Genomic DNA, 13,029 nt, shown 5'->3' with positions numbered 1-13,029 from the left:
ACATGCTGACAAATATAAAAACGAAAGCAACACAATCATTGGAATGGATCGAAGGAAATGTTTGTGCACCTAAAGGGTTTATGGCAGCGGGTGTGCATGCGGGATTTAAATATAAGCGTAAAGATCTATCGCTCATTTATAGTGAAAAGTTGTGCACAACGGCAAGTGTTTATACACAAAACAAAGTCAAAGGTGCACCGCTTATCGTGACGCAACAGCACAGTGAAAATGGACAAGCACAAGCGATTATTTGTAATAGTGGAAATGCAAATACGTGTAATGCAAATGGTATCGAAATTGCTGAAGAAGTTTGTGCCTTACTTGCTGAATCGTTAGCTATATCAGTCGATGACGTACTAGTGGCTTCTACAGGGGTAATTGGTCAGCCACTGGCTATAGAACCATTCAAATATGGCATACCCGTATTGGTCGATGAATTAACCGTAGCTGGCGACGAAGCAGCGGCTGAAGCGATTTTGACAACAGATACGACGATTAAAGAAAGTGCAGTAGCCATTAACTTGAAAGAAAGTGTAGTCAAAATAGGCGGAATGTCTAAGGGAAGTGGGATGATTCATCCAAATATGGCGACGATGCTCGGTTTTATTACGACAGATGTTGCGATTGACGCTGAGGTTCTATCGCTTGCCTTGAAATCAGCGGTCGATGATACGTTTAATATGATCAGCGTGGATGGAGATACCTCAACAAACGATATGGTAACGGTATTAGCGAACGGACAAGCAGGTAATTCACTGATCGATTCACAAGCACATCCTGATTTCCCGCTATTCAAAGAAGCATTGCATCAAGTCTGTAAAGAGCTAGCGATCGCCATTGCTGAGGATGGAGAAGGTGCCAGTACACTCATTACTTGTAATGTGATGGATGCTCATACGCTAGCAGATGCACGGTTAATTGCCAAAGAGGTGATTGGAAGTAGCTTGGTCAAAACAGCCGTTTATGGAAGAGATGCCAATGTTGGACGGTTACTTTGTGCCATCGGTTATAGTGAAGCATCATTCGATCAGCAGTCACTCGACATCTACTTAAGAGCAAACAATCACCAGACGATTTGTGTCTGCGAAGCCGGTTCAATCGTGGCTTTTGATGAAGAAAAAGCTTTTGAGATTTTGGGAACAGATCAACTAAGTATCGATATTTACCTTTATCAAGGACAAGAAAAAGCGACAGCTTGGGGGTGTGACTTGACGAATGATTACATCAAAATCAACAGTGCCTACAGAACCTGAAGCGTACGATTCTTATAAAATTGCTGAGATACTAACCAGTGCACTACCGTATATTCAAAAATACGATCAAAAAATGGTCGTGATTAAATATGGCGGTTCTGCGATGCAAGATGAATCACTAAAGCGCGCTGTATTGTGCGATATCCTATTGTTGGCTAAAGTGGGCATCAACGTTGTGATTGTTCATGGAGGCGGCCCTGCAATCAATCAGTGGCTCGATAAAGCCGAGGTAGAAAGCACATTTGTTAATGGATTAAGAAAAACTGATGCAGAAACGATGGAAATTGCCCAAATGGTCTTAGCGGGAAAAATCAATAAAGATTTAACACGTATGATCCAGCAGTTAGGTGGAAAAGCGATGGGCATCAGTGGGATTGATGGCGGCATGGTCACAGCGACTTTGAAAGATCCAGAACAACTAGGCGCTGTAGGTGAGGTGAAAACCGTTAACACACAAGTGATTGAGGACCTAGTAGGAAATGGATACATACCTGTGATCGCCTGTATCTGTATGGATGAGAATGGAGAAACTTGTAACATCAATGGAGATGAAATGGCCAGTGGTCTTGCACAAGCACTCGGCGCCGACAACTTTGTCTTGATGTCAGATGTGGCTGGGGTAATGAAAGACCCATCAGACCCACAAACATTGATCAGACAAATCAACATTGATCACGTAGCTGCGTTAAATGACCAACAGATCATTAGTGGTGGAATGATTCCCAAAGTACACTGTTGTGTGGAGGCCGTCAGAGATAAAGTCCGACAAGCCGTCATTTTAGATGGGCGTATCCCACATGCCTTAATCGTTGAGTTTTTAACAGATAGTGGCATCGGAACGTTATTTTATAAAGAAGAAACGAGTAGCTGATAAAAAAAGGAAGGGGAGAATTTGATGGAAAGTATAAAATGGACAAAAGCGTATGTGGCACCCACTTATTCACGTACGGAGATTACAATAGAAAAAGGTGAAGGATATGTTGTGTTTGACGATACAGGTAAACGCTACTTGGACTTTACAGCGGGAATCGGTGTCAATTCGCTAGGTTACCAACACCCAGAGTGGGTAGCGGCTACACAAAATCAGTTGAGTCAGCTTCAACATATTTCAAATCTTTATTATACACATCCGAGTGCGCAACTTGCGCAAAAGCTCTGTACCAGAACAGGCATGGCAAATGTACTGTTCGTGAACTCCGGTGCAGAAGCCAATGAAGTGGCTATCAAAGTAGCTAGAAAATATGGTCATCAAAAGCATCCGGATAAGCATAAGATATTGACCTTAAACAATTCATTCCATGGCCGTACCGTAACGACTTTATCAGCGACAGGACAAGATGTTTTCCACAAATATTTTGATCCTTTTACAAAAGGCTTTGATTATGTTCAAACGAATGATATAGCCGACTTGCTTGATAAAGTGGATGATACTGTTTGTGCCATCATGATCGAAATGGTTCAAGGGGAAGGTGGCGTAATCCCGCTAGAAACAGAATTTATCGAAGCGGTATCCACTGCTTCTATACAACATGATTGCTTACTAATTATTGATGAAGTACAGACGGGTATCGGTCGGACAGGGAAGTTATATGCTTATGAACATTATAATTTGAAGCCGGATATCGTAACAAGTGCCAAAGGGCTGGGAAATGGTCTCCCAATAGGTGCTGCATTACTAGGAGAAAAGGTAAAAGACGTGCTAGAACCCGGTGATCACGGTTCGACATTTGGTGGAAACCCTGTAGTATCCGCTGGTGCCAATGTCGTTTTGGATACACTGACAGACGAATTTTTAGATCAAGTCACGAAAAAGGGTGACCAACTGAAAGCACAATTGCTAGCAGTCGAAGGCGTTCAATCCGTTTCTGGATTAGGTTTGATGATTGGGGTCACCTTTGATTCGTATACAGCCAAAGAAGTTGTAGAACAAGCAAAAGATGCGGGTATATTGTTTTTGACTGCCAAGGAAAAATTACGACTATTGCCGCCACTTATCATAGATGAACAAGCGATTGAAGAAGCTGTCTCCTGTATCAACCACATTATGAACACGAAAGTAGGCGTTAGTTGATGGAACATTTACTGAAATTATCAGATTTGAAGAAAGAAGAGCTATTGGCGATTCTTGAAACAGGTCATGACTTGAAAAAGAAACTGAAAGCAGGAATTGAAACACCTTACTTAAAAGGGAAGACTTTGGGGATGATTTTTCAAAAAGCTTCTACACGGACACGGGTATCTTTTGAAGTCGGGATGAACCAATTAGGCGGGCACCCACTTTACTTGAGCGCAAATGATCTTCAAATGGGTCGTGGAGAATCTATCGAAGATACTGCGCGTGTTTTATCACGCTATTTGGACGGCATTATGATTCGTACCTTTGATCAAGAAGATGTTGAAGGGCTAGCTGAATATGGCACGATCCCTGTTATCAATGGCTTGACCGATTTATATCATCCTTGTCAAATTCTGGCAGATTTTATGACGATACAAGAAGTAAAAGGAACGTTAAGCGGACTGAAATTTGCTTTTGTCGGAGACGGGAATAATATGGCCAATTCACTGATCGTCGGATCCTTACTAGTTGGCGCTCAAATAGCGATCGCTTCTCCAAAAGAGTTTCAACCCAATCAAGCAATGCTTGAAACATATGGAGATCATCCAGATTTCTTGCTGACAGAAGATCCTTATGAAGCCGTAAAAGATGCGGATGTTGTATTTACAGATGTATGGGCAAGTATGGGTGATGAAGCAGAAGCCGCTTCAAGAAAAGCCATTTTTCAGAATACCTATCAAGTTAACCAAGCGTTACTAGCAGTAGCGAGTAGCGAAGTGATGGTTCAGCACTGTCTGCCCGCACATAAAGAAGAAGAAATCACAGAAACCGTATTTGAGCAGCACGCACATCATATTTTTGAAGAAGCCGAAAACCGTTTGCATGTTCAAAAAGCTGTATTGCTACATTTGATGGGAGTGCCAGCCTATGCCAGTTGATGGTAAAAAAGTTTGGAAGGGTCGCTTCAGCGAGAAGAGCGCATACGAAGTAGATGTTTTCAATTCCTCTATCAGTTTTGATCATATTCTGTATCAAGAAGATATTGCTGGAAGTATCGCCCATGCAAAAATGCTTGGAAAACAAGGGATTATTTCAAACGAAGATACACAAGGAATCGTAGAGGGTTTAACCACGATCCTTGAAGAGATAAAAAGTGGACAACTTTCCTTTGACGTACAAGCAGAAGATATTCATATGTTCATCGAGTCAACCCTCACGAACCGAATCGGTGAAGCAGGGAAAAGACTGCACACTGGAAGAAGCCGAAATGACCAAGTCGCCCTCGACCTCAGACTCTACGTAAAAAACCAAATGAGCGAAATCAAAGCACAACTGCACCAATTTGAAGAAGTGATCATCGAACAAGCTGAACAACACCTGCATACGATCATGCCAGGCTATACACACTTACAGATTGCACAGCCGGTTACCTTTGCTCACCACCTATTAGCTTATGGTCAAATGATTGCTAGAGATATCAAAAGGTTAAACGAAGTAATCGAACATACAGACGTCATGCCGCTTGGCAATGGTGCGTTAGCGGGAACAACCTATCCACTGGATCGCCAATTCGTAGCGGAACAGTTAGGATTTAAAGCGGTGACTGCTAATAGCTTGGATGGTGTTTCTGACCGAGATTTTGTGATGGATGCGACTTATGCATTAAGTATGGTCATGATGCATCTTTCCAGACTCTCAGAAGAAACGATTCTGTGGTGCACACAGGAATTTCAATTTGTGGAACTCGCAGATGCGTTTGCAACGGGCTCATCCATCATGCCGCAAAAGAAAAATCCGGATGTTGCAGAACTTGTCCGTGGCAAGACAGGGAGAGTGTACGGAAATCTACAAACCTTACTCACCATGATGAAAGGAATCCCACTAGCCTACAATAAAGATATGCAAGAAGATAAAGAAGCATTATTTGATAGCGTCCGCACGGTTACGATCGCATTGTCAGCCATGACGCCGATGATCCAAACAATGACAGTGAAAAAAGAGCGGATGCGTCAAGCCGCTTCTAAAGGGTTTATCAATGCGACCGATTGCGCAGATTATCTCACTAAAAAAGGGGTTCCTTTCCGAGAAGCATACGAAGTTATTGGCTCTCTTGTTAAAACATGCGTTGAAGAAGGGATAACATTAGAGGAAGTTTCTTTAGAAACCTATCAGTCCTTGCATCCGAGCTTCGAAATAGATATCTACGAAGCCATTGATTTGGACCAGTGCGTGATGAAGCGAATGATTGAAGGCGGACCCGCGCCTGAAGCTGTTAAAAAACAAATCATTAGACTGAAAGAACAGTTAAAATAAAGCGATGATCCAGAGGGAAAACTGTTGCTGAAGTAGCATACCTCTGGATTTTCGTTTTTTATAACTTTGAGTAATATAAAATTATTGAAACGAAAAAAAAATAAACAATTTCTAAAATCATAAAAAAGGACTTACAAAAGTTAAAAAGAATGATATAATTATCAGAAATAGGAAATAGATTAATGAGAAAATAGTGATTTCTACTGATTTTCAGGGGAAATACCGCTGTCAGTAGTGGATATATCAGCTTTTTTAAGGTTATATTAATATAACCAAAAATCTATTCACTACATATCATCAAAGGGGAGAACAGAATGGCTGAACAATTGAAACCACGTACGCAAATACCTGAAGAACTAACATGGGACTTATCTGCCATCTTCGAAACGCAAGCCGATTTTGAAGCAGCAGCAGAAGCACTACCAAAGGAAGTACAAGCCTTCGCAGATCAATATGATGGCAAGTTAGAAAATGTTGACACGCTGATCGCGGCAATCGAAGAATTTGAAAACTTGATGGCGAAAGCGTCTCATTTGGGACAATACGCTATGTTACCTGTATCTGTCGACATCTCAGATAGCGAAGCACAACAACAATCTCGTCATGTATCCAACGTGCTTGCTAATTTTGGCGCAGCAATCAGTTTCTTTAACTCTCAAATACAAGAAGTTGATGAAGCGACTTTAAATGAAGTTGTGGAAAAAGAAGCACAATTCGGACCGTTTATCAGAGGAGTCAAAGCGGATAAAAAAGCAAAACTGGCACCTGAAGTTGAAAAAGCCTTAGCCCAACTAGAACCTGTCTTTGAAGCACCATCAGAAATCTTTGAACAAGCTCGTTCAGCTGATGCAGATTACGGTACATTCGAAGTAGATGGCGAAGAATATGAATTAAGTTTTGTTTTATACGAAGAAGTTTACATGTATCATGAAAACCCAAAAATCCGTCGTGCAGCTTACGACAAGTTCAACCAAGTTCTAGCACAATATCAAAACGTTGTCGCAACAGCTTACTACACACACCTACAAAGTGAAAAAACGTTGGCGACAATGCGTGGCTATGACTCAATCTTTGACTACTTATTAGAGAGCCAAGAAGTTGATCAAGAAATGTACCACCGTCAGATCGACATGATCATGAATGATTTCGCACCGGTTATGCGCAAATTTATTACTCATTTAAAAGACGTTCATGGATTAGAAAAAATGACTTATGCGGATCTTAAAGTAGATCTCGATCCTGAATACACGATGCCAGTCACGATTGAAGAGTCTAAAGATCTTGTTCAAGAAGCGTTAGCGCCACTTGGAGATGAATATGTGCAGATGATTATGCGCTCATATCCAGAACGCTGGACTGACTTTGCACAAAATATCGGTAAACGTTCAGGGGCATTCTGCTCAACCACTTATGGCAAACATCCTTATGTCATGGTGACTTGGACAGGGCAATTGACAGATGCCTATACCTTATTCCATGAATTAGGACATGCTGGACAAGGCGTGTTATCAAATGAAAATAATCCATTAACGAGTGCACGTCCTTCTCTTTACTTGATTGAGGGGCCTTCAACATTCAACGAATTACTCTTAACAGATTACTTGAAAAACAAAACAGATGATCCACGTATGGAACGTTCGATTTTATCTAAAATGATTTCTCGTACCTATTTCCATAATTTTGTTACACACTTACTTGAAGCGGCTTATCAACGTGAAGTCTATAAATTGATCGATGCAGGTAAGAGTTTTGATGCCAAGAAATTGAGCGAACTGAAACTTATTGTACTCGAACAGTTCTGGGGAGATTCTGTGGAACTTGAAGTCGGCGCTGAATTAACATGGATGCGTCAAATCCACTACTACATGGGCTTATATCCTTACACTTACTCTGCAGGTTTAACGATTGCGACACAGGCTTTCCTTAAAATCAAGAGTGGTGAAGAAAAAGTAGATGGTTGGTTAGCATTCCTAGCATTAGGCGGACAAAAAGTACCCGCTGAAGCAACCCTAGTAGCAGGGGTTGATATCACAACAGATCGTCCATTATCAGATACAATCAAATATCTAGACGAATCAGTAGACCGCATTATCGAGTTGACTGGTGAATTAGAGAAATAAATACACAGGAATAAAGACGTCACGTTCATAGCGTGGCGTTTTTTGTTTATAATAGAGATTGTTTTTAGAAATAAAAAAGTATAGAATAGAAGTATCTTAAACGAACGGAGGTGGAGGTTAGATGTTTTTAACTGCGAAAAAGCACGGAAAAGAAGAATTATATTTATATATATGCCGTGCTGAATTTTCTATTGTGATTACAGAATTGGACTAGTCTGTCCATTTTTAGTAATTGAATAGAAAATTTGCAGAAAAACAGCTTACCCCTACCATTTATAAACGAATTAGAAAGTGCTAAGACATTTTCGATTTTGTTAAAAAATAGCCTTAGGAGAGGACTCTTTTCTATGGCTATTTTTGTATGCTTCAATTTTGTCTAGGGAATAGGGTGTAAGACAAAAAGGAGCTTGTAAAAATGATGATATGTAATGTAAACGAAGTGTCTCAGCAATACGCAGGAACAACCATTTTTGAGTCTGTTACTTTTGAAGTGAAACAAGGAGAAAGAATCGGATTAGTTGGTAGAAATGGAAGCGGGAAAACGACCCTCATGAAACTACTCGCAAATAGCGAAACACCAAGTAGCGGTAGTATTTACTGGAAAAAGGGCTGTTCGATTGGTTATCTTGAACAAATGCCATCATATTCAGATGATTTACTTGTTAAAGATGTGCTTCGTACCGTTTTTGCAGAGCTGACAGAAAAAGAAACAGAAATGGCACGCTTAGAAATAGCCATGAGCCAAGATACGAATCAACATCAGCTTGAACAATTGATGAATCAATATGGAAAAATCCAAGAACAGTACCTACAAGATGGTGGCTATGAGATCGATTCAAGTATGGATCAAGTGGCGCAAGGATTGAACATCGCGCACTTGATGGATGCAACATTTGAACAACTAAGTGGTGGGGAACAAACAAAGGTTGGATTAGCCATGACGTTATTGAGAAATCCTGATCTACTGTTGCTGGATGAGCCAACAAATCATCTCGACTTTGCAGCAATTGAATGGTTGGAACAATTTATCTCCAACTATACTGGAGCAGTCGTCATCATTTCTCATGACCGCTATTTTTTAGATAAAGCAGTTCAGAAAGTGATCGACATTGAAGATGGTGAATACACGATTTATCACTCAAACTTTTCAGAATATGTAAAAGAAAAAGAAGAAAAGATCATCAAAGAATTTCAGGTATACGAAGAGCAACAACGTAAAATCAAGAAAATGAAAGAGAGAGCAAAAGTCTTAAGAGAATGGGCTAACCGTGCAGTGCCACCTAATCCTGGTCTGCATAAAAAAGCGAGACACATGGAAAGAATGATTGAAAGAATGGAAAAAGTGAAGAAACCCATTCATCATAAGCAAATGAATTTAGAAATCAACGCGTCGAAACGAAGTGGGAAAGATGTTGTGAAGACCAAAGGAGTTTCCAAAAGCTACGGTGAACGGCTCATTATCAACGATGCAGCTGTGCATATTCGCTTTGGAGAAAAAATTGGTTTAATTGGAAATAATGGGGCAGGAAAGTCAACACTCTTAAAATTATTGCTAGGTAAAGAAACACCTGATTCAGGTGAAGTTAAAATGGGCGAAAATCTAAAAGTGGGGTATCTTTCACAACACCTATTTATTGATAAAAGCGATGAACGATTGATCGATGTCTTTAGGGAACCACTGCAAATAGAAGAAGGACAAGCTAGACATCATTTGGCTAATTTTATGTTCTACGGTCAAGACGTATTCAAACCCATTTCTGGATTAAGCGGCGGAGAAAAAATGCGCTTAAGATTGGCACAGCTGATGCTTGAAAATATTAATTTTCTCGTTTTAGATGAACCAACGAACCACTTAGATATTGAATCAAGAGAACTAGTGGAAGAAACCTTAGAAAATTTCCAAGGAACGATTTTAGCCGTTTCTCATGACCGTTACTTTTTAGATAAACTCTTTAAAAAGATTTATTGGATAGAGCATCAACAAGTTAAAGCCTATGAAGGTGGCTATTCTTGGGCAAGAAGTAAAAAAATGGAAAATCAAGAAAAAGAACAGTAAAGTAATAGACCGTTTAATAGTGAATTGTAAAAAAAAGGAAGCCAATTATGTTACAATTGTGAAGCAGAAAAAGAGTAAAGACGAAATCTTTTTATAGAATCACAAGTATCTTGGAGGCAGTATGGAAACCATCTTTAAAACATTAAAACACTATTATGGATATGAAACATTTCGCCCAGGGCAGCAAGAATTGATTGATGCCATTATGGAAGGAAGAGACGTACTCGGTGTGATGCCGACCGGTGGCGGAAAGTCGCTTTGCTATCAGATTCCAGCAATTTGTATGGAGGGCGTGACGCTTGTTATCTCTCCTTTGATCTCTTTGATGAAGGATCAAGTAGATACCTTACAAACAATGGGTGTGAGCGCCGCCTATATCAACAGTCAGCTGTCTTATTTCGAACAACAAGTGATTATAGACGAAGCAATAAGGGGAGAACTAGACTTACTTTACGTTTCTCCGGAAAGACTGGGTAATGATCAATTTCTTTATTCTGTTAGACAAATGAACGTGAACTTGGTTGCAGTCGATGAAGCACACTGTGTTTCCCAGTGGGGACATGATTTCAGACCAAGCTATCAAGCTATTCCACAGATCATGAATGCTTTGACCAATCGACCACCATTTGCAGCGTTCACAGCAACGGCAACGAACATCGTTCAAGAAGATATGATCCAACAATTGGATTTAGAACAACCTTTTCAACATATCGCAAGTTTTGACCGCCCGAATCTTTACTTCTCAGTCATCAAGCCGGATAAAAAATTAAATGAGTTGAGTCGAATTTTAGATAAAAAAGAATCGAGTATCATCTATTGTAATACCCGGAAAAATGTCGATACTGTTTATAAAAACTTGAATAAAAAAGGTTTCCCTGTGACTTACTACCATGCCGGTATTGAACCAGAAACACGTGCAGCGAATCAAGAACAATTCTTATATGATGATAAGCCGATAATGGTAGCAACAAATGCGTTCGGTATGGGGATCGACAAGTCGAATGTTCGACGAGTGATCCACTACAATATGCCGCTCGATATGGAAAGCTACTACCAAGAAGCCGGACGTGCGGGTCGAGACGGTGCTTCTGCGGAAGCAATCTTATTTTATTCAGCGCAAGACATCATTACAAACACTATGCTGATTGAACAAGGAAACTCACCACACGCCAAGAAAAATCTGAATTCTATGATTACCTACTGTAAAACAGGCAATTGTCTTCGTAAAAGCATTTTAAAATACTTTAATCAAGAAGTTGACTGGCAAGAATGTCATTACTGCACGAACTGTGATGAAGAAACCGTCACGACAGATATCACCGTAGAATGTCAAAAGATTTTATCCTGTATTTATCGAATGAATCAATTGTACGGAACGGGTTTGATTACAGACGTGTTGAGAGGGAAGAAAACCAGCCGCATCGAGCAGATGAATTTCGACGACTTAAGCACCTACGGCATCATGTCAGACTATACAGATAGTGACATCAAAGACATGATTTCAATCATGCTCAGTGAAGACTATTTGAAAGTCGGAGGCGACCAATATCCAACACTAGCGTTCACAAGCAAGACGTCCATATTGTTAAAGGGACAAACCACATTAGCGATTCGCAAACAATTGAAACAAGAACCAACGCACAAAACAAAAGCAATGGAGAATATTGAAAACTACGATGCACAGTTATTTGAAAAACTTAGAGGGTTGAGAACAACAATTGCCCAAGAAATTGGCAAACCACCTTTCGTTGTCTTCACAGACAGAAGTTTGATCGACATGTCAGCCAAGTTTCCGCAAACAGAGACAGCCTTTTTAGCAACCAACGGTGTCGGAGAGGCAAAATTAGAAGCATACGGAGAGCAGTTTCTTTCTATTATCAAAGCACATGTATCAGAACAAGACATTGATACAGCGCAACAAATAGAACAAAATATTTCAGTCAAGGAAGTCACGAAACCAACCAAGTCTTCAAGTAAGAATACAGTCAAAGAAACTTTGAAACTTTACAATGAAGGGGAAACGATCGAATCGATCTCTGAGATTAGAGGAATCTCGACCAATACAGTGGTTAACCACTTGTGTAAAGCCATCGAAGAACAAAAAGAGGTCAATTATAGCGAACTTGTTCCCGATATAGTTGATCGTGAAGTAAGAGAAGCGATCGATGAAGTAGGAGATGAATTTCTCAAGCCTATTAAAGAAAGCTTGGAAGAAACGATTACCTACAATCAAATCAAATTTGTCTTAGCCAAAATTAAAAGTGAGAAATAAAAAATAGGGTTCTATAATATTTGGTGTTGGTGAGAATTCGCCAACACTATTTTTATGTAAAATGAAACAAGCGAGATTCTCTGATAGACTATAGTTACCACACCAAATCTATAGGAGGAATCTCGCTTGCTTGAATCTAATGATATCAAAAAATTGCTTCATATCCAAGATGAATCGATCACATTGACTCAGATCGATCGTCAAACCCTAAAAGGAACTTTAACCAATATTGTCAGTGGGACAATCACTTATACACCAGGCTATTGTCCTAAGTGCGGTGTTAAAAACGCCGATTATAACATTATTAAGTACGGAACCAAGCTAACTAAAATGGTCTGGAATAAGGTGGCTGGGTATCCAACGCGCCTTTATCTAAAGAAACAACGTTTCTATTGTAAGTCTTGTACACAGACCTTCTCTGCTCATTCCTCAGAAGTCGAAGAACATTGTTTTATTTCTAAGAAAGTAAAGCAACACATCGGCTTTCAATCAAGAGAAGATCTTTCTATGAAGTATATAGCAGAAGAACATACGGTATCACCTTCCACCGTTAAGCGAGTGATTAGCACATTCGCCCAAGTCTATTACCCTGACTTCCAATCTTTACCGCCTTGTTTGCTTTTCGATGAATTCAAATCAGTCAAAAATGTGAAAGGTTCGATGAGCTTCATTTACGCCGATGGCGATACACATGAGGTGATCGATATCCTTCCTGATAGAAGAAAAGCTTATCTCAAACTTCACTTTCAAAAGTATCCGCTAAAAGTGAGAGAGCAGGTAAAACTCATCGTGATTGATATGAACGCAGCTTATGAGTACTTTATAAGAGAGCTTTTTCCAAATGCAAAAATCATTATTGATCGCTTTCACATCACCCAGTTGATTAATCGATCTTTAAATAGAATCAGAGTAAAAATCATGAAACAATACAACCATTCTAGCTATCCGTCTAAAGGAAT

Annotated in this window: 9 protein-coding genes; all 9 read left to right on the top strand. The window is 39.9% G+C overall.

The window, feature by feature from the left end:
* Nucleotides 1-2: 2 nt before the first annotated feature.
* A complete protein-coding gene (argJ, locus tag J5J05_RS08370; RefSeq protein ID WP_208560235.1) occupies nt 3-1,253 on the top strand; it encodes a bifunctional glutamate N-acetyltransferase/amino-acid acetyltransferase ArgJ in 1,251 nt (416 codons plus the stop codon).
* The gene (argB, locus tag J5J05_RS08365; protein ID WP_208560234.1) at nt 1,216-2,124 is read left to right on the top strand and encodes an acetylglutamate kinase; all 909 of its coding nucleotides are present in this window, start codon (nt 1,216-1,218) and stop codon (nt 2,122-2,124) included. Before argJ ends, argB begins: the two co-directional genes overlap by 38 nt.
* A gap of 24 nt (nt 2,125-2,148) precedes the next feature.
* A complete protein-coding gene (locus tag J5J05_RS08360; protein WP_208560233.1) occupies nt 2,149-3,324 on the top strand; it encodes an aspartate aminotransferase family protein in 1,176 nt (391 codons plus the stop codon).
* Nucleotides 3,324-4,247, top strand: coding sequence for an ornithine carbamoyltransferase (gene argF / locus J5J05_RS08355; protein ID WP_208560278.1), 924 nt, complete (start codon nt 3,324-3,326; stop codon nt 4,245-4,247). Before J5J05_RS08360 ends, argF begins: the two co-directional genes overlap by 1 nt.
* Nucleotides 4,237-5,622: an argininosuccinate lyase gene (argH, locus tag J5J05_RS08350; protein WP_208560232.1), complete on the top strand. Its 1,386-nt coding sequence runs from the start codon at nt 4,237-4,239 to the stop codon at nt 5,620-5,622. Before argF ends, argH begins: the two co-directional genes overlap by 11 nt.
* 314 nt (nt 5,623-5,936) lie before the next feature.
* Complete coding sequence (gene pepF / locus J5J05_RS08345) at nt 5,937-7,742, top strand: oligoendopeptidase F (protein ID WP_208560231.1); 1,806 nt, start codon at nt 5,937-5,939, stop codon at nt 7,740-7,742.
* Nucleotides 7,743-8,157: 415 nt separating this feature from the next.
* A complete protein-coding gene (gene abc-f / locus J5J05_RS08340) occupies nt 8,158-9,798 on the top strand; it encodes a ribosomal protection-like ABC-F family protein (RefSeq protein WP_244244684.1) in 1,641 nt (546 codons plus the stop codon).
* 121 nt (nt 9,799-9,919) lie between these two features.
* Nucleotides 9,920-12,070 carry a DNA helicase RecQ gene (gene recQ, locus J5J05_RS08335; protein WP_208560230.1) on the top strand — a complete coding sequence of 717 codons (2,151 nt, stop codon included), beginning with the start codon at nt 9,920-9,922 and terminating at the stop codon, nt 12,068-12,070.
* Between the two features lie 126 nt (nt 12,071-12,196).
* On the top strand, nt 12,197-13,029 hold an 833-nt coding region (locus tag J5J05_RS08330; RefSeq protein WP_208559039.1), incomplete at its 3' end, for an ISL3 family transposase.

Origin of the sequence: Marinilactibacillus kalidii, assembly GCF_017599325.1 — a bacterium.
In the GTDB taxonomy this organism is placed as follows: Bacteria; Bacillota; Bacilli; order Lactobacillales; family Carnobacteriaceae_A; genus Marinilactibacillus; species Marinilactibacillus kalidii.
The sequence above is the reverse complement of the archived record's forward strand: the minus strand, read 5'-3'. Positions and strand labels throughout refer to the sequence as shown.

Bases quoted from the DNA above. Each gene is read 5' to 3' on its own strand.
- argF (WP_208560278.1), top strand. From the start codon at position 3,324: ATGGAACATTTACTGAAATTATCAGATTTGAAGAAAGAAGAGCTATTG.
- argJ (WP_208560235.1), top strand. From the start codon at position 3: ATGCTGACAAATATAAAAACGAAAGCAACACAATCATTGGAATGGATC.
- argH (WP_208560232.1), top strand. From the start codon at position 4,237: ATGCCAGTTGATGGTAAAAAAGTTTGGAAGGGTCGCTTCAGCGAGAAG.
- abc-f (WP_244244684.1), top strand. From the start codon at position 8,158: ATGATGATATGTAATGTAAACGAAGTGTCTCAGCAATACGCAGGAACA.
- recQ (WP_208560230.1), top strand. From the start codon at position 9,920: ATGGAAACCATCTTTAAAACATTAAAACACTATTATGGATATGAAACA.
- argB (WP_208560234.1), top strand. From the start codon at position 1,216: ATGATTACATCAAAATCAACAGTGCCTACAGAACCTGAAGCGTACGAT.
- pepF (WP_208560231.1), top strand. From the start codon at position 5,937: ATGGCTGAACAATTGAAACCACGTACGCAAATACCTGAAGAACTAACA.
- J5J05_RS08360 (WP_208560233.1), top strand. From the start codon at position 2,149: ATGGAAAGTATAAAATGGACAAAAGCGTATGTGGCACCCACTTATTCA.